Genomic DNA, 23,614 nt, shown 5'->3' with positions numbered 1-23,614 from the left:
TAAATCATTTTCGGGAGGTGAGAAGAATAAATTTTGAAACAAATCCGGTTCTATCGTTAAATTTGCTTATCCGCCTCCTTATAATCGATAAACCTCATTACCTAAATTCCTTTCTATGCCATTAGTACTAACTTTCCTTTCCATTCTGTGCCTGATTTTACTGATTGCCTGGCTCAAAATTGATACGTTCATTTCTTTTCTTCTTGTTTCAATTGGCCTGGGACTTGCCAGCGGACTCGATGTTGAGACAGTCAGTAAAGCAATACAAAAAGGAGTTGGTGGTACACTGGGTGATCTGGTCCTTATCGTTGGGTTTGGAGCCATGCTCGGAAAACTCGTAGCCGACAGTGGAGCCGCGCAGCGAATAACGGATGCACTGATCGGTGTTTTCGGACAAAAATATATTCAGTGGGGAATGGCCCTTGCAGGTTTCGTTATCGGAATTCCGCTTTTTTACAACGCTGGTTTCGTCATCGTTATTCCTTTGATATTCATGATAAGCGCCACAGCTCGTCTTCCTTTACTATACATTGGAATACCGATGCTTTCGGCGCTTTCGGTAGCACACGGTTATTTACCCCCGCATCCATCGCCGGCCGCTATCGCCAGTCAGTTGAGCGCGGATCTGGGGAAAACTTTATTTTACGGACTGATTGTTTCAATTCCTGCCATCGCCATCGCCGGCCCAATATTCGGGAGTACTCTAAAAAGATTCACGCCAAAACCTGACGAAGATTTATTCAACGTCAAGCCACGCCCGACAGCCGAATTGCCGGGTCTTGGAATTAGCGTCGTCACAGCTTTGCTGCCGGTTTTTCTTCTGACGAGCATGTCTGGTGTGAAGGGCCTTTATCCTGATAATCAATTAATAGCACTACTTGCAGAGCCCTATTTCGGGATGCTTATCTCAGTGCTTTTTGCAGCATATGCGCTCGGGATACAACGTGGACTGAATATGAAAGCCGTTGGAAAATCTATGGAAGAAGCTTTCAAAGGGGTTTCAGTAATCCTGCTGATCATCGCAGGTGCCGGAGTTTTTAAGGAAATAATGACAGCCAGCGGCGTGAGTACTTACATCGCTGAAAGTCTCGTAGGAATTGATATTTCGCCAATTATTTTAAGCTGGGGAATTGCAGCTGTTATCCGCGTTTGTGTGGGTTCAGCTACCGTTGCCGGATTAACTACTGTCGGAATTCTCTCACCCCTGTTAATCCATTCTCCTGTGCCGCCCGAACTGATTGTATTATCCATCGGATCAGGAAGTTTGATGTTCTCGCACCTAAACGACGGGGGGTTCTGGTTGTTCAAAGAATACTTCAATCTGAGCATCAAAGATACGCTTCTGACCTGGTCAGTTATGGAAACAATTGTCTCAATAATGGGTTTGTTGGGGGTTTTAGTATTAAATTTGTTCGTATAAGAGTAAAGCAGGCCTGCATTTGCATCTTTCCAAAAACGATACTTTAAATCATTAATATCAAATTATTAGATGACTCCTGAATCCAATTTCGAAGCACTAGGACTTAATTTGCCGCCAGCTCCAAAACCGCTTGGCGTTTATAAACCATATCTTATCGTCGACAATCGTTGGGTTTATGTTTCAGGACATGGGACCGTTCAGGATGATGGCAGTCTGATCATTGGCCGCATCGGAGCTGATCTTGACGTTGAAGAAGGCAAACTGGCAGCTCGCCAGGTTGGTCTGACGATCTTATCTACTTTAAAGTCCAATCTGGGAAGTCTCAACCGCATCAAGCGTGTGATTAAGATTTTAGGCATGGTCAATGCAACAAGTGATTTCGAACGCCATCCCTACGTGATCAATGGATGCAGCGAATTATTTGCAAAGGTTTGGGGGGAAGAAAATGGTATTGGCGTAAGAAGCGCCGTCGGTATGGGAACCTTACCAGATAATATTCCTGTTGAAATTGAAGCAATGTTCGAACTGGAAGAAAACTAAGATCTTTCCTGATTGCTGATTTGAATTAGTAACTGATTGTTAATCAAAACTATTCGGATCAGCAATTTTTCAATTTTTACCAATCATAACCCCAAAGACAATGTGGTATCTGCTCAACAAGCCAGAAGAAGTAATTTCCCCTTCTCTTCTTTTTTATAAAGATAGAATCGAAAATAATATTCGTAGTATGGTGCATATGGCCGGTGATGCAGACCGTCTGGTTCCACATGTAAAGACGCACAAGACCGGTGAGATAGTAAAAATTCAACTGAACGCTGGTGTATCAAAATTTAAATGCGCCACGATCGCAGAAGCAGAAATGCTGGCAGAAGCAGGTGCAAAATGGGTTTTGATCGCCTATCAATTGACCGGAATTAATATCCAGCGTTTGTTTGCGCTTAGAAAAAAATATCCAGAAACGACATTTTCATCATTAATCGATAACGAGCAATCTGCACAGGCGCTGGAAGAAATTTCAGCAGCAGAAAACTTTGTATCGACTATATTTATAGATGTCAACAATGGAATGAACCGCTCGGGGCACCCTACCAATGGTCTGCTGCTTTCCCTTTATCGCTTCCTTTCCGGACTTTCAAATGTTTCGGTATCCGGAGTTCATGTTTACGACGGTCATATCAGAAATCCTGAATTTTCAGAAAGAAAAGCGCATAGTGATGCAGATTTTGAAAAGGTATTTCCCCTGCTGGACTTGATCCGAGAAGATATCGGAGCCGAACCAGTTGTCATCGCAGGAGGCTCCCCAACCTTTACAGTCCACGCGCTTCGCCCTGATGTGCTACTAAGTCCCGGTACAAACGTACTTTGGGATTGGGGTTACGGAGATCAGTTTGATGAGCAGCCTTTTTTACATGCGGCACTAATTTTAACACGTGTCGTTTCAAAACCTTCGGCAGGTGTCGTAACCATTGATCTGGGACACAAAGCAGTATCGGCTGAAAACCCGATTGACAAACGCTTCCGCCTGTTAAACCTTAACGGATATACAGTGACTGGTCAAAGTGAAGAACATGGCGTTCTGCAAATCGGGGAAGACACCTGGGAGTCGATTCAAATCGGCGACGTCTACTATGCCCTGCCTTATCACATTTGTCCTTCGGTCGCCTTGCATGATTATGCCTCAGTAATTGAAACTGGCGAAGTGATCGACGAATGGAAAATTGTTGCAAGAAATCGCCGGATTACTATTTAAATGTAAAAATCCTAAACCTTGAATGAGCCAGCATGACTCATTCAAAATTCACTCATTCAATCATTAAAAGTAGCATGTTTCTTTTTGATGCCCATCTGGACCTTTCCATGAATGCTGTGGAATGGAACCGTGACCTTACCCAGGATCTTAATGCAATTCGTGACCGCGAAAAAAATCTGACCGATAAACCGGATCGCGGTCTGGGCGTTGTGAGTTTTCCTGAAATGCGGAAGGGAAATATAGGAATGTGTGTGGCCACACAGATTGCACGTTTTGTAAAACCAGATAGTAAAATTCCAGGCTGGCATTCTCAGGCACAGGCCTGGGCGCAGACGCAAGCGCAGATCGCCTGGTATAAAGCAATGGAAGAAGCAGGAGAAATGGTACAAATCACGAATTTGACTGCCCTGCATCAACACTTAACACTTTGGAGAAATGCCGAATCAACAGAGAATTTACCGATTGGTTATATCCTGAGCCTTGAAGGAGCTGACTCTTTTATTAGTTTAAAGAATCTGGAAATTGCTTACAATTATGGTCTCCGCGCAATCGGCCCCGCTCATTACGGCCCGGGTGTTTACGCATACGGAACAGATTCAGACCAACCATTATCACAAAAAGGAAAAGATTTGCTGGCAGAAATGGATCGGTACAATATGATCCTTGATGCTACTCATTTGTGCGACAGCGCATTTTGGGACGCGATGAAAATATATCAGGGCCCAGTTTGGGCAAGCCATAATCTTACCCGTAAGGTCACTCCGCATAACCGGCAGTATTCAGACGAAATGATTTTGGAATTAATCGGCAGAAAAGCTGTAATCGGCATGGCCTTCGATGCCTGGATGATGATTCCGGGTTGGGTTCGCGGCAAATCAACACCACAAAATACCGGTCTGGTGATTGAGCATATCGCAGAACATATTGACCACATATGCCAGCTGGCTGGCAGTGCTTCATACGTCGGTATCGGCTCCGATCTTGATGGCGCGTTCGGCAAAGAACAAGCTCCTGGAGATATGGATTCTATTGCTGACCTTCAATCCATCACAGGTATTCTTAGCCGCAGAGGTTATTCGGAACAGGATATCGAACAAATTATGTGGAAGAACTGGGTTGATTTTTTAGACAGATCCTGGGCCTGAGTTCACCGAAAATTCTGCATGAAAATATTACTTGTTGAAGATGATTCCCGTATCAGCAGCTTCCTTCAGAAAGGTCTGGAGGAAGCCGGATATTCTGTATATCTGGCCAGTGATGGATATGAGGCCCGCGATATGATCAGTGCTGATTCATGGGATCTATTCATTCTGGACGTTATGCTTCCGGATATCGACGGGCTTCAACTCGCGCAATTAATTCGTTATAAAAAAATTGATACGCCGGTCCTGATGCTCAGTGCGCTTGGAGAGGCAGAAGACAAAATCAAAGCACTGGACATCGGGGCAGACGACTACCTCGTAAAACCAATCCATTTCCCTGAGCTTATTTCCCGGATTAAAGCCCTCCGAAGAAGATATGAACTGCACTACTCCAAAGATCAGACACTTCAATGCGACGATCTGTCAGTCAATCTTGATACTCACGCAGTAAAACGTGGCAACAAACAAATCCAGTTATCGGCAAAAGAATTTAAACTTCTTGTGTTCCTTCTTGAAAACAAAAACAAAACTGTTACCCGTTCGCAAATTCTAAGCGCAGTTTGGAATACAAATCTGGACACATTCACAAATGTTGTGGATGTTTATATCTCGTATCTGCGAAATAAAATTGATAACGACGCTGCTTCTAAATTAATAAAGACGGTCAAAGGTCGCGGTTACATAATCTCCGGCGACAAATAGCTTCACTCGAAATACTTTCACATCTATCCTGTTCCATCACAGTTACAAATTGATAAGCAAGAATAACTATTTCCTTAGTTGTTTGATTAGATTTTCATTAATATTTAACAATTTCATCACAAATTATCTTTAATATTTTATATTTACAATGCTATATTTGAACAAATAAAGAATAGCAATTCTTATTTGGAATAATTATAAATTATATCGATCTTTGCTATGTAGCGTGTGACGGATTTTACAAGTGCGACCGAATTAAAAATTTAGCAAATCACTTTCAGCAATTATTAATCTATCAGCAATGAAGCCAATATATCAAATATCTTTTCGTACCAAATTACCTGACGTTTTATCTTTCCAGAAGTTGCACGACTGTCTTAAAAAGCTGAATGTCAAACATTGGGCATACGATTTTAAAGAATTTCTACTAAGTCTAAGATCAGAACTTGAAGATTTCAGAAAAATTCAGTCGGAGCTTCGTTCGGCAGGTTTCAAATGTGATTTTATAAAAATGGAAAACATGAAAGGCTCAGACGAAATGTTGGCGGCTTAGCCTTTTAGCAATAAAAAAACAGCAAGTCGAAATCGGCTTGCTGTTTTTTTGTTTGAGGATATGTTATTCTTCCGGTGAAGAGATCATAAATTTTAGGAAGTGGAAAACTTCCTGCTGGTTACGGATATGATTTCTTGCAGCAGAAAGGTCATCGCCAATTTTAATTGTATATGAAGTTGACGGTAATGCCTCGAACATATCTTCGTCCGTAGTATCGTCTCCCATGGCCAGAACGAAATCATAATCTCCATTTTCAACAAATGTCCTGGCGGCCGTTCCTTTATTAAATGCTGTTTTTTTGACTTCAACCACTTTGTTGCCGTCGATAATCTGAAGATTGAGTTCCGGCTGAACAAAACTTTTCAATTGCCAAATCAACTCCTGAGCCCTGCGTACAGCATATTCCTGATCTTCTGCAGTACGGTAATGCCAGGCAAGCGATGTTTCTTTTTCTTCAACAAACGCACCCGGGCAACGTTTTGCATAAATATCCAGAATTGGCCTGATACTTTCCTTCCAGTTTTCCTCATAGCTGTCATTTAAAGTCCACTCGTCGCTGTCCTTTGTCTTGATCAAAGCGCCATGCTCGGCAATGATATGAACGGGAAGGTCTTTAAAAAGTTCATGAAGAAAATACCTGTCGCGGCCGCTGATGATGATGACCGTATCGCGTTTTGCCAGGTCCATAATCAGTTTTTTTGTATCAACAGAGACGATTGCCTTGGCAGGATCCGGCACAATAGGTGCTAACGTTCCATCGTAGTCGAAGAATAAAATTCTATTGGACGATGCGGCATAGGCTTTCCGAATATCGTCAATTCCTTTATTTGTGAGAAAAACCTGACGCAGTCTTTCATGTTCTTGTTCAAGCATAATCATTTGGGTAAAAAAGTCATTTGTCCAGGCAAAGACATCATATTCTCTGATCCTGGTCTGCATGGCATTCATGCGTTTGGTCTGTTCTTCTTCCGGCATTTCAAAAGCTCGTTTTATTGCATCCGCAATATCCTGATCATCAAGCGGATTAATGATCAGAGCCTCTCCCAGTTCGGCAGCTGCACCAGCCATTTCACTAAGAATCAATACACCTTTTTTATCTTTGCGACTCGCTACATACTCTTTGCAAACGAGATTCATTCCATCCCTTACCGGCGTAATCAGTGCGACATCGCTGGCGGTATACATTCCAAGAAGTTCATCGTAGGGCATCGACCGATATTGATAAATGATCGGCTGCCAGTTTATATTGCCGAAGTTGGCGTTAATTCTTCCAACGGTCTGATCAATATCAGACTTCATTTGCTGATACTGTTCGATACTGTCTCTTGAAGGAACGACGACCATGACGAATGAAACTTTCTCATGCCAATCCGGATACACCTCCAGAAATCTTTGAAAACCATGCAAGCGGTGCAGTATACCTTTGGAATAATCAAGCCGGTCTACTGAAAAAATTATTTTTTCTTTCAACGACGCTCTTACCTGCTCCCGCTCTTTCTTGACCGCCGGCTCATCAAAGGCAGAGTTGAATTTCTTATAATCTATACTGATCGGAAAAGAATCTACTTTCACGATCCGGTTACTCATGTTTATATAATGAAGCTTATTGCCGTAGCCCGATACCATTCGCGCCGCTTTTAGGAAATATTCCACATAGTCATTGGTATGAAACCCAACCACGTCAGCACCCAAAATTCCATCAATTATTGCCTTACGCCATTTTACCGGCAACATTCTGAACAATTCGAATGACGGGAAAGGGATGTGGAAAAAGAACCCTATTTTGTTTTGGGGAAATTGCTGCCGGATCATATCCGGTAAAAGCATCAGCTGATAATCCTGAACCCAGACCACATCGTCAGGTTGAATGATCTCGGCAACTTTATCGAAAAACAATTTATTGGCAATCTGATAGCTTTCAAAATAAGCATCATCAAACTTGGCTAGCGAAGGAAAGTAGTGACATAATGGCCAAATTAGGTTGTTGCAAAAACCCTCATAATAATTTTCATTCACCTCTGTCGGTATGAAAACCGGGTGAGCCTGGAAGCTGTCGTTAGCAAGAGACTGACCTTCAAGTTCCTCAGGTGTATTTTCACTGAAACCAACCCACTGGATTTTTTCTTCCGAGTTGAACGGAGAACCTTCTTGCTCATGCACGAGAGAAAGTACTGCTGACACTAATCCACCAGAATTTTGAAAGAGCTGGACCTGGTCATTTTCGCTGATAATCTTGAAAGGTAGTCGATAGGCAACAATGATTAATCTTCCTGATTTTTCTTTATTTTTTAAATTCTTCATATGTTTCAATGCATGTTACTTTCAGATGCATTTGTTTAAATATAGGACATGAGACTGAGTATTTATGTCCACTTTCTTCAATTTACCGCAATTTTTGTTCCAGGAAGAGAGATTTAAGTGATAATTTATCTTTTATCTCAAAATTGTCGAAATTATATATTTCATTTATAGAAAGAAATCTATAATTTTGTACAGCGCCACGCAAGTGGCCTATAGTGTGTGTTGTAGTGCACAAATGATCTTGGCATATGCCGGGATTTTTTTGTTTGTAGGCGGCCCTGGAATTATTGTTTCAGTACCATACCTTGAAAATATTCACCAATCTTCACCTCTGGCATTCAACGCATAATGGTCCGGTACTTATTGATTAATCCGGTTCCAATTTCCACACAAATGCCTTTCAGGGATTAATCCCAAAAAATATAATAATATAATAATGTAGTGTAATGTAATTATTTAAAGATGTTTTCCAGTGTAAATATTGATTATCAAATACTTACTATTTTACGTATTGATTTAAACCGTAAAGCTAGCACGATATTTGCTATATACGTAATAATCGAGGTGAGTTCGCTCATCTTGAGGTGAGAAATATTTAGTAAAGAATCCCGACAGTTGCCGGGATTCTTTCTTTATGAAGCTTTGCGACAGAGTAAATAGAATAATTTCTACATTTACACAGTATTTTATATAACAATTACTAAAAATGAAATAATATATTCTACAAAGTTATTGTTTATGCAAATAATTCGTTCTACTTTTACATCAGTTACCTAATAATGTAGAGTGCTGGGTTAAATAATGAACAAAAGAGCCTTGGTTATACCGAGGCTTTTTTCTTTGTGTCATCTTTAAATAATAAATTTTCAGGTAGACAGGCCTTTAATCACTGCCATTATTCGCAATGGGCAAACATAGCTGGTCAAAATGTTTCTTACTTGGATTTTTTTGAAAGTCCAAACGGAGGACGGATATATAGCTCCACTGAGGCCGTAAAACCGGACGTTTTAATTGGAACTACACCTGCGGGAAGGGTATTACTGATATTGGTACGATATCCTGCAAACAATTCAACACCAATAAGTTTATTGATCTGGCGGTTGTACATCACGCCGGTATCCATATCAATTTTTCGGAACTGACCTGTTTCGTTATTGTTTTCGGCGATATAATAACTTCTGCTGACAGCCTCACTTCGGAACGATAAAATGTCCTTTGACGAAAGGTTGTAACGATAAGAAATTCTTCGGGGCAGGCTGATCTCAATCCCGGCTTTCGGAGAAAAATTATAATTGAAAACAAATACCGGCAAAACATTAAAATTTTGATTTTTGCTTGCCATCAAACCAAAACCTATTTCCTTGTCGATTGATTTTTTCTTTAAATAGACTGCTGTAAAGCTATAATTCAAAGGAACATCCCGGAGTGGTATATTGGCCAGGCTCCCACTTTTGTTAAGCCGGGAAGCCAGAATAAGGAAAGAACTTGGATTAAGCGTAAAAAAAGATTTCATGTCAACACCCATCGAGCGAAGCTTCCAGTTAGACATCTGATGCATCGGATTTTCTCCGCTGGAATTGATTTCCAGCTGCTCCGTTCTGTAATGCGGGCCTAAAATAACCGCATACTTTGGCTTGTGAAGAACGGGGACCCACGCTCGCACATAAATGTCCTCCTGAGTATACCGCTGTGTTTCAGAATTTGCTGAACGATATCTCGCACCCGGCGCCTGCGTGTGTTCGATCGTGATCCATTTTGACGGCCCCATTCCCGGTAAGCCCGGTTGTAAGTCCTGCGCGAAGCAATAACTGTTGAGCAATGTCAGGGAACATGCAACAAATCCAAGATAACGGTTTATCATATAGCACTTATGGAAATTCTTCTCTTACGCTCTGTTATTGCTAAAAGGTACAAAATCATATTGAAGATCAGTTCAGTTGAGCGAGCTTCAACGCGAAAACTTTGTAATTTCAGTTATAATCTGTTTCGACTAATTATTATAGAAAATTACGCACAAAAAGTTACTGATCCCTAGCGAAACAAAGATATGTTTTTAGAAAGTTCCTGAGTATACAAAAATTCGTTGATTATTATATTACAGCCACTTACAACCTAAATAATACAATCAAATAAAGCATTTACTGAGCGATTCCTCCCCTTGATTAGTTTACCCCTGCATCAAAATTATATGGATTTCTGGCCAACGATATTTAATGCGTCCTGAGCTTGTGTGCTAACCAAAAAAAGATTTAGAACCAGAAAAAGAAATCTGCAAATTAAAATTCGGTTAAATCATTACTTGCCGGATATTCATTTCAGTTTCATCGCGTTACCTTATTATAAAATATTTCATTTTGTCTTTAAATACATCTTAGTCAGATTTTGAAGTTTAAAGCCAAAATATTGATATTCATAAATCCCGGTTGAGATTAGTTAAAACCTGTCGAGTTTTCGGCAGGTTTTTTTTACGTTGAAACCATCAAAATTAGCATCTTTTATACAACTAAACGCCCGTCGGTGCTACCTTTGTTTATTATATTGAAAGGAACAAAAAACGCGTCTTTTATATGCTTATTGAACATTGCAGTTTAGAACACATATCGAAACTATCCCTTGTATTTGACGAATACCGCGTCCATTTTGAACAAGAATCCAACCTGGAAGCATCGACGAATTTTTTGAAAGAGAGAATCGGAAATAATCAGGCTGTTGTTTTCGCAGCGATTGATGAAGATTCCACAGATATTATGGGTTTCACTTTGCTGTACCCTATGTATTCTTCACTTAAACTCAAATCAACCTGGACATTGAATGATATGTATATTACTGACAAGTATCGTAAGTTCGGTGTGGCTACACGTCTGCTTGAAACCGTGAAAGCCTTCGGAGCTGAAACAGATGCGCAATGGGTCAATTTAAAAACAGGGACTGAAAATGTGAAGGCACAGGCACTTTACGAAAAGTTTGGGTTCAAAAAAGATGAAGGCTGTTTTTATTATTACCTGCACCAGTAAACGTTCATAAAAGAAAGACATATTTTACTGAGACTTCCAAACCAGATTCTTTAAACATCCGTCAGCGATGACATGAGTATGCTGAGCGCGATGCCAAGATCTCGTTCTACCGCCGAGCGCAAAATTTTCATGGACCTTATCATATGTTTTTTGATCAGGCTTTTAGAAACCCCCATCGCCTCCCCTGCCTCGTCATAGGACATTCCCTGCTGACGGCAGAGCTGGAAAACACGCCTGGTTTGAGGTGTCAGTGTAGATAAAACGGATTGCAAAAATTTGTAATACTCATCCGTCTGCATCCTTTCTTCAATTCCGTTACAAGACTCATTATAGTTACTTACAAATACTGACATGCGCCGTTCATCGAACGATATCTTTCGCAGAATATTCAGACTATGATTTTTGCCGGTTGCAAGTAAATAGCTTTTGAAAGAATGAATTTCACAGAGCCTGTGCCTGTCTTCCCATATTTTGATAAATACCTCCTGACAGGTATCATTTGTAAGATCCTGAGATTTCAGGATGCTGTTTACAAGACGATAGAGGTCAGGTTTGAATTTGAAATATAGTTCGGAAAATGCTTTTTCATCTCCTTCCGAAATTTGCTGCAAAATTTTTGACTCGTTCAGATAAGACATTAAGAAGATCTGGGTTATTGGAACTGGATAACAAAAACTATCAATCTGAAAAATATTATAATCAATATATCTATTATAGCAAACTATAATATTGCCACTAAGTATTTTTACAAAACAATTTACAAATGGAATACAGTAATTGCAAAGAATATTAAAAACTTTCAACTTCGTGATCGTTATTTCACATAAGGTGTTCCTGAGTTATTTTATACGGTTACAAAAAAGAAGCCGGCTTTAAATTGCCGGCTTCTTTAAAACTTAATAAACCTAAAACATAATTATTTCTTTTTTGCCGACTTGTCTTCGCTCAGGTACATCTGAGCCAGTAATTGTGCATATTCATCAATTTTAATAGACCCGATATTGGCCTGTATGGCTATGATCAGATTTTCCTTCGGATAATTCATAATAAAACAACGCGTACCTTTCACTGTACCGCTATGGCCATACCAGTTTCTTCCAGCTCCGTCTTTTCCGACAAACCAAATCAGACCTTGCCATTGCGGAATAACTGTGGCAGATTTAACCGGGCGTACTGACTTTTCGTTTTTCTCAAAATAAGGAGTATACATTTTTGCAATCGTTTCCGGTTTCAAGAGAAGCCCGTCGTTTAGTGCCAGCGCAAGTTTCACCATATCTTCCGAACTGGCTATAATTCCTCCTCCGGCATATTTGTAACTTGTATCTTCATAATCCGGATTTATGATAATTCCGTTTTTATCACGAACGTAGCCCTTTCCACGATTTGGAATAACTCTCGAAGGTACATCGAACCAGGTCGCCAGCATGCCGGCAGGCTGCCAGATATTCCGCTTCATATACTCTTCAAAATTCAGACCGGTCACTTTTTCAACGATCCCATGCATCAGATTACTGGCATAGGAAGAATATGAAAAGTGGGTCCCGGGATCGAAAAGAAGCGAATCGTCACGAAAAATTCGGGTTGCTTCCTCAAAATCGTCGTAGTGGCGCATCCGTTTCAGACCGAAATTATCGTTATCCTTCGCCGCATAATGCCTAATTCCGGAAGTATGCGTAAGGATATGTTTGATTGTAACCGGCTTTTGTTTTTTCGGGAAATACGGAAGATATTTTTGAATCTCGTCATCTAAACTGAGCAAGCCTCTCTCCTCGAGCTGCATGATTGCAATCACCGCGACAGCCTTTGAAACAGAACCAATATTATGAACAGTCTTTCCAGTTTGCGGCACCCTGTTATCCAGATCGGAGAAGCCCACACCGCCCGAAAAAACTATTCTCCCATTTACGGAAACAGTTGCTGAAACTCCGGGAGCTCCACTTTCGTCAGCCACACGCTGAAGATAATTAAGAATATATTTGTTCTCGGAAACTTCCTGGCCAAATCTCGCTGGCTGTGCATAGGTAAGAACCGGCGCACTGACGGTCAGCAAGGAAATTGCAAACGCGTAAATCGTTTTTCTCAAATACTTCATATCGACAAATACTGTATAAAAAATAGCCAAACGCTCAACCTTTTTTAGGAAAATAACTCGACTGAATAAGTTCTTTCACATCCTTGAATTTCTTATTTGGTTTCAGATAACCTGCAAGAAAATTGTAAACCTTGAAACGGATTTCTTTAGCACCGTAGTTGTCAATACGGTCAAAGGTATGCCCACCCGGAATATCCTTATAAACTTCATATTCAAATTTTTTCCCATCCGCTTTCAAGGACTTGATCAAGTGTTCAACTTCAAGCACATTCACGTCCTCGTCGTTGGTATTGGTATGCACAAGAAGCGGCGTTTTTAATTTTTCAGTGTTCCAGGCGGGAGATCTTTTACGATACTCCGCAACATTTTCGTCTGCTGATTTTCCAAGGTGATAGTCGGCAGAATAAGCGTCGCGGTAACTCTGAGATTTATAACCCATTCTTGCTACTAAATCACTTACAGGCACGCCCGCATAAGCCACGGCATAGTCGGACGGATGTTCAAAAATATTCAGCAAAGTGATCATGCCGCCGTGGCTCCATCCTAAAATCCCCACGCGGTTTTTATCAAGAAAATCGTAATTTTTTATCATATAATCCCGGCTGCTGTTTACATCCTCAACTTCCAGTCCGCCATAATCTATCTGTCTGTAAAAACCGGCACCATAACCCGTACTACCACGATAATCTGCCGCAACGACAACGTATTCCTGAGCAATAAGTTCGCGGATAATATGCGCATAGGTGCTGGTGAAATTGCTATGAACACCACCATGCGGAAGTACCAGCAACGGATATTTCTTGTTAACGTCAATATTGGATGGAATAAAAACATAGGCAGAAAAACGAACAGGATTTTTCGCGCCCTGACCCGTGGGATTTTTGATCACCGCCGGTGGCGGGCCGGTAATAATTACTTTATCTACAAAAGCTACATCCGACAATTTGTTATACCAGCTCAGGTCGTCTATCCCTTTTGTCACCTGATCAAAATCATGCTGCATTGCCTCGATTTGTCTGGCCATCCTACTTACCTGATCTTCCAGTGAAGCTTTCGATTTCTCCTGCGAAAAACTGGTTTGACTGATCAGGGAACAAAGAAAAATAAGCGCTTTTTTCTTTATATTCATCATGTTAATGTTACGATTTAAGCTGATTAGGAATGTTTTAACAAAGATATTTGACAAAAAAATCAAACTGCATCGGACAAACTTGAAAAAGTAAAATCCCTGATTTTCAAAGGCGGTACCATATTTCCGCGGCTTCGTACCGGCTTCCCGATCGCTTCGAGATTGTTCAGCATAATCACGGGGCTTTCATTAAACCGGAAGTTTTTTACGGGATGTTTTATCTGACCGTTTTCAATATAGAAAGTACCATCTCTCGTTAATCCTGTGTAAAGTAAAGTCTGAGGATCAAGCCAGCGGGTATACCAGAAACGTGTTACCAAAATTCCTTTCTCCGTTTCTTTAATAAGATCAGCAACCGATTCTGAGCCGCCTTCCATAATAAATCCATCTGGCTGGAGGATCGGCGCAACACCTTTGCTTTGCGCCCAATACCGGGAATAGGACATATTTTTCACCACGCCTTTGTCAAACCAAACCACCTTTTCCAGAGGCAACCCTTCTACTGAAAACGGTTTGGCGGGAATGTCTTTATCAGAAGGATCGGAGTAAATCGTGACGCGCTCATCAAGCAGCTTCTCTCCTATTCTGGTTCCGCCGCCCTTTTTGCTCAGGAAACTTCTACCTTCATCGGCAGTCCGCGCGTCCATTGCCCGGATCATGAATGAGATCAGCTCCCCGGCAGCGGTGGGTTCCAGAATAACGGTGTATTTCCCCGGTTCAAAAGCTTTGGCGCCGCGTGATGAAATGGCTTTTTGAATGGCAATGTTGGTCGAAATCTTTGTGTCAAGTAAGGAACTGTCGTTAAAATCACCAGATCCATAACCGGAGCCCATCCCATCCGCTGTCCGAACTGTTATAGAAAAATCTACAGATGTACTTTTGTTATATGCAAATAGACCTTTACTGTTTCCAAGTGCCTCAAAACCAGCGGAATCTTCCATAAAACCAGCTCCGGTCAGCTTATTCTCGCGGCAGGGCAAAATGCTGTCTTTCGCAAATTTGGCTCTTTGGACGGGGTCAAGTTTAGCAGTAGTATCTAGAAATCCTTTACTTTCCAGATATTTTTGCGGACCGGGCATCGGAAGATATTCTTCATTTTCCGGTGCGAGTTTTGCGACTTCTTCCGATCTTCTCACGGCTTTTTCGAGAGAAGCGTCATCAAACTCGTTCACCGTCGAGGTTCCAAGTTTTTTACCATAAACAGAGGTAATTGACAATGAAAGATTATAAGTTTCTCCACTTGTCGATACAGAATTACCCGCAAACCGAATATTTCCAGTACGTTTTCCCGTCAGCTCAACACTCATTTCGTCAGCTTTGGAATAGCCCAAAACCTTATCAATTATTTTTTTTGCTTCTTCTTTGGTTAAAATCTCCATATGGGATTATCCATTTAATATGTTCAAAAAGCACTTTTCAAAAACTGTGTCTTTTCCGATAAATCAAATCTTACGGCCTGTATTAATCACGTTCACACCATTGAATCGTGAAGTTGAGCAGCCATGGGAAACAGCACTCGACTGTCCGGGCTGTCCTTTTCCATCAAACAAAGTTCCGAACAGACGATAATCGTCCTTATCGCAAATCTTGGTGCACGAGTTCCAGAATTCCTGAGAGTTGGACTGATATGCGGCATTGTCCAGCATTCCGACGATTTCTCCGTTTTTTACCTCGTAAAATAACTGCCCGCTGAACTGAAAGTTGTAACGCTGCTGATCGATCGATGAAGAGCCTCTTCCCAATATATAAATACCTTTTTCTGTATCTTTGATCATATCTGCAACACTGTATTTTTCAGTCCCGGATTGAAGCGAAACATTTGGCATACGCTGAAACTGGATTGAATCCCAGCTGTCAGCGAAGCTGCAGCCCTGAGATTCTTTTTCACCCAGAATATGCACCTGATCACGCGTAGCCTGATAATTTACAAGAATACCGTCTTTAATCAAGTTCCAGTTTTTGCAGGGAACACCTTCGTCGTCATAACCGACTGCCGCCATACTGTTGGGCTGTGTTTTATCCGCGATAAAATTGACAATCTTGCTGCCGTACTGAAAATTTTTAGATTCCCATTTTTCCATTGTCGCAAAGCTTGTTCCGGCCAGGTTAGCTTCGTAGCCAAGAACCCGGTCAAGTTCCAACGGATGTCCGACAGACTCATGAATCGTCAGTCCGAGATTTGAAGGATCCAGGATCATATCATACTTTCCGGCAACGACTGATTTGGCAGACAATTTTTCCTGAGCCTGTTGTGCTGCCAGAATAGCGTCTTCCACCATATCATAAGAAAACCTGTAAACCGTCGGCTTTCCTAAAATCGATTTTTTCTCCGAAGACAGTCCGTCAAGATACTCATAACCCATACCGATCGGCGCACTTAGTGCGTCACGGGTTTTGAATTTCCCGGCTTTTTTATCGACCGCCGTAACAGTAAATGTTGGCCACATACGGTGCACATCCTGATCAATGTAAGAGCCGTCGGTCGATGCAAAATATTTTTGTTCATTAATAAAAAACAGATTAGAGTTGACGAATGTGGCGCCATTTTTGATCGCCTCGCCATTTACCTTCATAAGCAGATCAATCTTTTCTTTAACCGGAATTGTAAAGGCATTTTTCGTGATAGGCGTTTTCCAACTTTGAATCCCGACTCCTTTTTGCGGCGCAAGAATAACCGGCTCCTCCTGCATTTCGGAATTAGCTTTTGCAATGGCAACTGCCGTTGCTGCGCATTTGGCGATACTATCGACCGAGAGATCGTTTGTTGCGCAAAAACCCCAGGTACCATTCGATATTACGCGAATGCCTAAACCATAAGACTCGGAATTAACAATATTTTCGACCCGCATTTCCTTTGTGAAAAAATACTGACGTAAATACCGCCCGATCCGTACATCTGCATACGTTGCGCCCTTACTCTTTGCGGCATTCAAGGCCACATCCGCAAGCTTTTTTTTCACCGCTACATCCATACCCGGCGCCAGTAAATCTTCGGCCGAAATGATTTTCCCCTGAACCAATCCCGATGAAAACAAAGCAGCTCCCATGCCGGATAATTGAACAAATTTTCTTCTATTCATAAGAAACCGCGTTTTCTAAAATGAATTATTTTTAACTGTTAAGGGTAATAGACCGATAGGTTTTCACCCAGAAAATCCGCCTGCTTTCGACAGGCGGACACTAAAATTATTCTCCGGGATGATAGGTCTTCTCGGCATTTGCAAGGACATCTTTTTTGTAGAAGTAAATATCCTTGTATTTGTTATTTATGTATCCGTCAACCTGGTCAGTAAAATGAGGCGACTTAGGGTCAGAGCTAGAACCTCCGGTTAGAATTGTTTTGGCTTTAAGCTCTTTGCCGAACTCTACTACTGCGACAAACGTGTTTCCGGTCGCGCCATAACGATTTTTCGTTTTAGGTCCTTTCCTACTGACGTAGGCATTTAATGATCCTAAATATCCCGGCGTAGCAGGAACTGCCCAGCTCTTTTTACTGTCGCTTGCCAATTCATTTTCTCCATTTCGCTGATAACGGTTGATGGATCCCCACGATACTTTCCAGGTACCAAAATCTTTAGTCAGGTCAATTACGACAGTTTTAAAGGCGTCAACCAACTGTCGCGCCGTAAGATTTTCCGTAGAAACAGCAGCGCCATTGGTAACAGAATATCTTTCTTCATTCGTATAAGGTTTCTCTAGTTTGGCTACGTCCAGTTCGATTACTTTTTCAATCCACATCACAGCAAGCGTGGTTGCTATTGAACTCGTATCTGTATGAAAGTTCCATGATTTGAGCGCCTCAATCGGGCCAGCGAGTTCAGGCGAACGTGTTTCCATACCTTCATATGCGCAAACAAGGTTTGGAATGAAACGCGCTGCGTTGGGGAGATATGTATCATGCGCGGCTGCAACAATGTCGTCAATCGTCGCATCTTTAATTTTTTCAAGAACACGGACAGCGTTCATTGCACGGGGCGTTTGCCCATCCGGAAACATGTAAGAGGGTTTTTGGCTCATCAGAGAATCAAAAGGGCCGGTGGCATATAAGACCGTAGAATTACAGTTTTGAAGCCAGCCGTTTGCCGGATTTTTGTAATTAGGAATCTCATCAAGAGAATAAATACCCTTCCACTCAGTTGCATCCGTACTCCCGTCAACCGGACGTTTCCAGTTTAGCGCGGGATCTTTTTTGGGCACAAAGTTGCCATGCCAGTAAGCAATATTTCCATCACGATCAGCATAAACTACGTTGCTTCCTGTCATCACGCGTTTATCCATAGAAGCCTTGAATTGATCGAAATTTTTCGCCTTCATTTTTTCCCAGTGCATGGCAAGCAAGTCAATACTTCCGTCGACCGTTTTAAGCGTAACCCATTTTTTATTCAGAATTGAAACAACCGGCCCGTGATGCGTACGGTATACCGTAAACTTTTTGGTTAACAATTTATCTCCCTGTTTGTAAGGAACTGTAATTTCGGTGCTGTCCACAGCCCGTGATTCACCGTTATACTTATAGAAATATTTACCGTCTTTTTGTTCAACTGTTTCTGCGTAAAGATCTTTCCCGTCCGACAACGAGACCGGGTGCATCCAGCCAAGATATTCATTGAAACCCTGAAACAAACTAAATTGTCCGATAAATGGCGCTCCATAAGAGTTCAAACCTTCCTCACTCACAACCTGAATTTCGATCCTGCCGTAAAATTCGGAATGCGGATTTATCAAAAGCATTGCGTTTTTATTTTTCGTTCTCGATGGAGCAATCGCCCAGCCGTTCGATCCGGCAGGTTCCTGAAATTCTCTGGCCTCATCCATTGGAGCATAAGACGTAAACCTTGGCGCCTTTTTTGAATAAAGCGCCACAAAATCAGCCTCATCAAGATTGCTTCCGCCAAGCGCCGGGATATTGTTCATCAGGCACATCCACGGTTCGACGCGTTTGATAAGTTTTGGTTTAACCTGAGGGTGTGTAATCAAATATAAGTTAACACCGCCTGCAAAACCGTCGCAAAGCTTTTGAAGCCACTTTGGAGATTCTTTATAAAGCGCCTTTGCTCTGGTTGAGTCCGTGTAAATGCGCGACCAGAGATCCTTATAAACTGCCGATTCGCCGTCAACTTCTGACTGCCTGCCGAGCCTGCTTATAAGAGATCCTTCCAGTTTATCAAAAAATTCTTCGCATTGCACATAACTCATACCAAAGACGGCTTGTCCATCCGTTTTAGCATATACGTGCGGCACTCCGTAGATATCTTTTGTGATGGTTATTGCTTTTCCTTCCTTTTTCAGCGCCTTAATTTCCTTCGGAGAAAACTGAGCCTGAGCGCCAAATGACAGAGCCAAAAACGCGAGAATTGATATTTTTTTCATTTGAATGCCTTTAAAATTTATTGCTTTTACTATTTATTTATCAGTCAGGCGCATCATCAGGATTGCTGTCCGCTTCACGATGGCTTCAATCGAATTCAGATTTACATATTCACCCGGCGCATGCGCATTTCCACCCTGCACACCGAGACCATCAAGACCGTCCACATATTCAGCCACAAAAGAAATATCCCCCGCGCCGCGTTTTCCCGGATCAAAAGCTTTCACTTCGCCCTGCCCCAAATCCAGGCTCACTTTGTTCAAAACATTCAAAACAGACATATTCCCCTCCGTTGGCGGCATTGAAGGATAGCCATCTTTAAAAGTGATTTCAGCTTTCGTCAGAGGTAAATTCTTTTCAACAATTGTTTTCATTTTCGCACGGGCATTTTGCAGTTGTTCATTGGTAAGAAAACGCAGGTCTCCATTAACCACCGTTGTATTAGCAATCAGATTGGTCTTTCCCGACGCGGTTCCCTCTATGGAAGTCGCCGTCATATCCGTTGCCGTTCCACCCATGATCAGTCCGGGATTGAATGTCAGATTTGGTTCCTGCAATTGTTCATAGAAAGAATTTAAAATTCTGGCCGTTTCGTAGACTGCCCCCGCACCGGCGCCCTGCGAAAAAATCCCGGATGAATGAGCTTGCTTTCCTGAAACTTTCAACGACCAGCCACTGGCACCGCGACGCGCCACCGTTGCATAATTAAAACCAGTTCCATTTTCAAAACCCAGAGCGATATCGCTTCTTTTGGCAATGTCAATAATATCCTTCCGGCTTATCTCGATCGGTGATCCGGCGCTTTCCTCATCACCATGAATAACTACAACAATTTGTCTGTCTTTCAACAGATTTGCTTCCTTCATCGCTCTCAATGCATAAATCATCACCATATTTCCACCTTTCATATCACAAGTTCCAGGCCCGACAGCAATAGAATCTTTTTGTTCCCATTTCTGGAAAGGACTATCGGCTTCGAAAACCGTATCCATATGCCCGATCAGCATGAGCTTTTTCCCTTTTGTACCTTTAATCTCTGCAATCAAATGACCCCCGCGATTCATCGATTCGGGCATATCAATCCAGGTCGTTGTGAACCCTATATCTTCAAGCAATTTTTTATATAATGCGCCGACTTTTTTTACTCCGGCAGGATTTTGCGAACCGCTGTTGATGTTGACAGTCTGCTCCAGAAACTGAATGGATTCCTTGTGGTTTTTCTCCACATTCCTGCTAACAAGAATTTCTTCTTTGGATAATTTCTGCGCAAAAGTTGCAGATTGGAATGATCCCATCAACCCAACAACACAGGCGGTATAAAATTTATAATTCATATCTAAATAATTAAGGATAATAAAAAAGAGGGTTAATTAGTCGAAAGGCGGTGTATGAATATCGCCATCCGCTTAATAATTCCCTCCACATAGTTCAGATTAATATATTCATCCGGCGCATGGGCATTCCCTCCTACCGTTCCCAGGCCGTCGATCACATCAATATATTGAGCGATCTGCGTCATATCGCCGCCGCCACGCAGGGCAGGATCAAAAGCGGTCACTTTTCCCTGACCAAGATCCTGGCTCACCTGACTTAAAATGTTTAATAATTTTTCATTTCCCGGCGTCGGAGGCATAGCACCAGAGCCACCTGTGAATGTAATTTCAGCCTCGGTATGCATGAATCCTTCATTCACGATAGCCTGCATTTTGGCTCGTGCTTTTTCCATTTGTCCGATGGAAATATACCGAAGATCGCCCTTGACAATACTGGTTGTCGCTACGATGTTTGACTTACCGAATGCAGTCCCCCGCAGTCCCGTAGAATCAAGATCAGCCTCTGCCCCGGCAACCATAATACCTGGACTGAATGTCAGGTATTTTTCTTGTAATTCTTCTTTAAAGCGGCTCAAAATCCGGGCAGTTTCGTAAATCGCCCCGGGGCCCGCTTTTTCAGAAAAAATCTGACCGGAATGCGACTGTCTGGCTGTAACTTTTAAAGTCCAGCCGCTGCCACCACGTCTGGCAATCGAAGCCGAATTAAACTCTTTTCCCGATTCAAAACAAAGTGCATAATCACTTCGTTTTGCCGCATCTACAAGGTCTTTCCGACTGATTTCAATCGGTGAACCAGCACTTTCTTCGTCGCCATGAATCACAATGACGATCTGCCTGTCTTTCAGCTGACCCGTCTCGTGCAAGGCTTTCAACGCATACAGCATAATCATAATACCTCCCTTGGTATCATTGGCACCAGGTCCTGAAGCAATTGAATCTCTCACCGACCATTTCTGAAATGGACTATTCAGATCAAAAACCGTGTCCATGTGAGAATTAAGAAGCAATTTTTTGCCTTTGTCTCCTTTGATTTCAGCAACCAGATGCCCACCTCTTTTCATAGAGGCAGGCATATCAACCCAGGTTGTGGTGAACCCCATATCATCAAGCATTTTTCGGTAAATCGCTCCGACTTTTTTTACACCGCCCGTGTTATTGGTACCGCTGTTTATGTTTACCGTAGTTTCGAGAAACTTCACCGCTTCTGCATGATTCATTTCTACATTCTTCAAAATAGCAGTTTCCTGCTTCGTCAGTTTTTGCCCGAACGAAACTTCGGGTAAAAAATTCACTGCGGAAATAATCGTAAGTAAAATTATTTTCGAATTCATGAAATCTGCATTAGCAAGTTGTCTTCTTTACTTTCTGTAATCAAGCGCCGGTTTCCTTTCGCCCAGCAGCGCTTCATACCTGAATTCCGATCCTCTTCTTTCATCCAGCTCAGCCTTGGCAGATTTCAATACCGTAGGATCTTTAAAAATATCATAAGCCGAAAGTGCCATGGACTTTGCGGCAACCATCATGCCTTTCGTCCCTATTGAAGTCCCGCCACAAGCAACTGCCTGCCAACTGTGACCAGGCGTTCCGGGCACAAAAGTTGCTATGCGAACACCAGCCGTAGGAACTGCCCAGCTTACGTCTCCCACATCAGTAGAACCTGCTCCGCCCTCGCGGATCTTTTCAAGTTTATATGGCTGAATGACATTGGCTACATCCAGTGAAGGAGCCTTACCAATAAAAGAGGTCTGAATCTTCTCTGCAAAAGCCTTCTCCTCGTCGGTATACTTAACCCCGCCGGTCGTGTTCAGATTTTCATACATAATCTTCGCCAGCGTTTCATTGGGAAGCAAATTATAGACTCCGCCGATGACTTCATACTCCATTTTGGTCTCCGTACCCAAAGCAGATCCCTGCGCCGCTTTTACAACACGGGCAAAAATATCCTTTACGACCTGCATTTCAGGATGCCGGACGTAATAGTATACTTCGGCAAAATCAGGAACAACATTTGGAGCTTCCCCGCCTTTGGTAATCACGTAATGGATACGTGTTTCCGAAGGGATATGTTCGCGCATCATATTGACCATATCATTCATCGCCTCAACACCATCTAATGCCGAACGGCCCCGGTCAGGAGCAGCGGCAGCATGAGCAGAAATGCCACGAAAACGGAATTTTGCAGACATATTGGCCAGTGAAGAGGTGGCGTTTGCCAGATTTCTGTCGCCTGGATGCCAATGTAAAACGGCGTCAATATTTTTGAACAAACCTTCCCTCACCATGAACACCTTTCCTGAGCCGCCTTCTTCCGCAGGTGTTCCAAAAACCGTGATCGTCCCCTTTGTACCACTGCTTTTCAGCCAGTCCTTTACTGCGATTCCGGCAGCAACAGAACCGACCCCGAAAAGATTGTGGCCACAACCATGGCCTGCTGCACCTTCTTTTATTTCTTTTTGGACCGGCTCGTCAGTCTGTGACAATCCGGGTAGCGCGTCAAATTCGGCAAGGATCCCGATATTGGGCCCATCAGTTCCATAGGTTGCAACGAATGCCGTAGGAATTCCTGCAACGCCTGCGGTCACTTCAAATCCTGCAGATTTCAACCGTTGCTGAAGTAATGCGGAGCTTTTTTCTTCCTGATAACCGGGCTCTGCATACTCCCAGATTTTTTTTGCATCCGCAGCATAATCGGGTGTTAATTTATCGAGAGAAGAAGCAATTTGCTCCTTCTCCGATTTTTTCTGACCCATTACGTGCCCGGACAAATAACAAAGCAACCCCAGCAGAATGATTCGTCTTTTCATGGTAT

The 23,614-nt window shown here is 42.3% G+C and carries 18 protein-coding genes; 7 read left to right on the top strand and 11 right to left on the bottom strand.

From position 1 onward, the window contains the following. Window positions 1-115: 115 nt before the first annotated feature. The 6 genes from BMY70_RS13045 to BMY70_RS13020 all read left to right on the top strand — a co-directional run bounded on the left by BMY70_RS13045 (window position 116) and on the right by BMY70_RS13020 (window position 5,567). On the top strand, window positions 116-1,420 hold the full coding sequence (locus BMY70_RS13045) for a GntT/GntP/DsdX family permease (protein WP_090335644.1): 1,305 nt from the start codon (window positions 116-118) through the stop codon (window positions 1,418-1,420). A 69-nt stretch (window positions 1,421-1,489) separates the two neighbouring features. Beyond that, window positions 1,490-1,960 carry a RidA family protein gene (locus BMY70_RS13040; RefSeq protein WP_090335643.1) on the top strand — a complete coding sequence of 157 codons (471 nt, stop codon included), beginning with the start codon at window positions 1,490-1,492 and terminating at the stop codon, window positions 1,958-1,960. 100 nt (window positions 1,961-2,060) lie between these two features. After that, window positions 2,061-3,170, top strand: coding sequence for a D-TA family PLP-dependent enzyme (locus BMY70_RS13035; RefSeq protein WP_090335642.1), 1,110 nt, complete (start codon window positions 2,061-2,063; stop codon window positions 3,168-3,170). Between the two features lie 74 nt (window positions 3,171-3,244). Beyond that, window positions 3,245-4,315 (top strand): dipeptidase, encoded by a 1,071-nt coding sequence (locus tag BMY70_RS13030; RefSeq protein WP_090335641.1) that lies wholly within the window; start codon window positions 3,245-3,247, stop codon window positions 4,313-4,315. Window positions 4,316-4,333: 18 nt separating this feature from the next. Continuing rightward, a complete protein-coding gene (locus BMY70_RS13025) occupies window positions 4,334-5,014 on the top strand; it encodes a response regulator transcription factor (RefSeq protein ID WP_090335640.1) in 681 nt (226 codons plus the stop codon). 301 nt (window positions 5,015-5,315) lie between these two features. Next, a complete protein-coding gene (locus BMY70_RS13020) occupies window positions 5,316-5,567 on the top strand; it encodes a hypothetical protein (protein WP_090335639.1) in 252 nt (83 codons plus the stop codon). 63 nt (window positions 5,568-5,630) lie between these two features. On the opposite strand, the gene BMY70_RS13015 is transcribed toward BMY70_RS13020, so the two are convergent. Both BMY70_RS13015 and BMY70_RS13010 read right to left on the bottom strand, forming a co-directional pair. Beyond that, the gene (locus BMY70_RS13015; RefSeq protein WP_090335638.1) at window positions 5,631-7,868 is read right to left on the bottom strand and encodes a bifunctional alpha,alpha-trehalose-phosphate synthase (UDP-forming)/trehalose-phosphatase; all 2,238 of its coding nucleotides are present in this window, start codon (window positions 7,866-7,868) and stop codon (window positions 5,631-5,633) included. Between the two features lie 934 nt (window positions 7,869-8,802). Further along, on the bottom strand, window positions 8,803-9,729 hold the full coding sequence (locus tag BMY70_RS13010; protein WP_090335637.1) for a DUF6268 family outer membrane beta-barrel protein: 927 nt from the start codon (window positions 9,727-9,729) through the stop codon (window positions 8,803-8,805). A 706-nt stretch (window positions 9,730-10,435) separates the two neighbouring features. Here BMY70_RS13010 and BMY70_RS13005 point away from each other — a divergent pair. Next, window positions 10,436-10,882, top strand: coding sequence for a GNAT family N-acetyltransferase (locus tag BMY70_RS13005; protein WP_090335636.1), 447 nt, complete (start codon window positions 10,436-10,438; stop codon window positions 10,880-10,882). Between the two features lie 50 nt (window positions 10,883-10,932). On the opposite strand, the gene BMY70_RS13000 is transcribed toward BMY70_RS13005, so the two are convergent. The 9 genes from BMY70_RS13000 to BMY70_RS12960 form a co-directional block, all read right to left on the bottom strand. Continuing rightward, entirely contained in the window at window positions 10,933-11,520 is a 588-nt protein-coding gene (locus tag BMY70_RS13000) for an RNA polymerase sigma factor (protein WP_090335635.1), read from the bottom strand. Window positions 11,521-11,798: 278 nt separating this feature from the next. Beyond that, entirely contained in the window at window positions 11,799-12,974 is a 1,176-nt protein-coding gene (locus BMY70_RS12995; protein WP_143072092.1) for a serine hydrolase domain-containing protein, read from the bottom strand. A gap of 34 nt (window positions 12,975-13,008) precedes the next feature. Then, on the bottom strand, window positions 13,009-14,106 hold the full coding sequence (locus tag BMY70_RS12990; protein WP_090335633.1) for an alpha/beta hydrolase family protein: 1,098 nt from the start codon (window positions 14,104-14,106) through the stop codon (window positions 13,009-13,011). 59 nt (window positions 14,107-14,165) lie between these two features. Beyond that, window positions 14,166-15,482: a TldD/PmbA family protein gene (locus BMY70_RS12985; RefSeq protein WP_090335632.1), complete on the bottom strand. Its 1,317-nt coding sequence runs from the start codon at window positions 15,480-15,482 to the stop codon at window positions 14,166-14,168. 63 nt (window positions 15,483-15,545) lie between these two features. Beyond that, entirely contained in the window at window positions 15,546-17,183 is a 1,638-nt protein-coding gene (locus BMY70_RS12980; protein ID WP_090335631.1) for a TldD/PmbA family protein, read from the bottom strand. A 106-nt stretch (window positions 17,184-17,289) separates the two neighbouring features. Continuing rightward, complete coding sequence (locus BMY70_RS12975) at window positions 17,290-19,473, bottom strand: penicillin acylase family protein (RefSeq protein WP_090335630.1); 2,184 nt, start codon at window positions 19,471-19,473, stop codon at window positions 17,290-17,292. 33 nt (window positions 19,474-19,506) lie between these two features. Further along, window positions 19,507-20,805, bottom strand: a complete 1,299-nt coding sequence (locus tag BMY70_RS12970; protein ID WP_090335629.1) for a M20/M25/M40 family metallo-hydrolase — start codon at window positions 20,803-20,805, stop codon at window positions 19,507-19,509. A gap of 32 nt (window positions 20,806-20,837) precedes the next feature. Further along, a complete protein-coding gene (locus BMY70_RS12965) occupies window positions 20,838-22,136 on the bottom strand; it encodes a M20/M25/M40 family metallo-hydrolase (protein WP_090335628.1) in 1,299 nt (432 codons plus the stop codon). 27 nt (window positions 22,137-22,163) lie between these two features. Then, window positions 22,164-23,609 (bottom strand): amidohydrolase, encoded by a 1,446-nt coding sequence (locus tag BMY70_RS12960; RefSeq protein WP_090335627.1) that lies wholly within the window; start codon window positions 23,607-23,609, stop codon window positions 22,164-22,166. Window positions 23,610-23,614: the final 5 nt, after the last annotated feature.

Source organism: Dyadobacter koreensis, assembly GCF_900108855.1.
In the GTDB taxonomy this organism is placed as follows: Bacteria; Bacteroidota; Bacteroidia; order Cytophagales; family Spirosomataceae; genus Dyadobacter; species Dyadobacter koreensis.
Note: the sequence above shows the minus strand (reverse complement) of the source record. Positions and strands in the feature narration are given on the sequence as shown.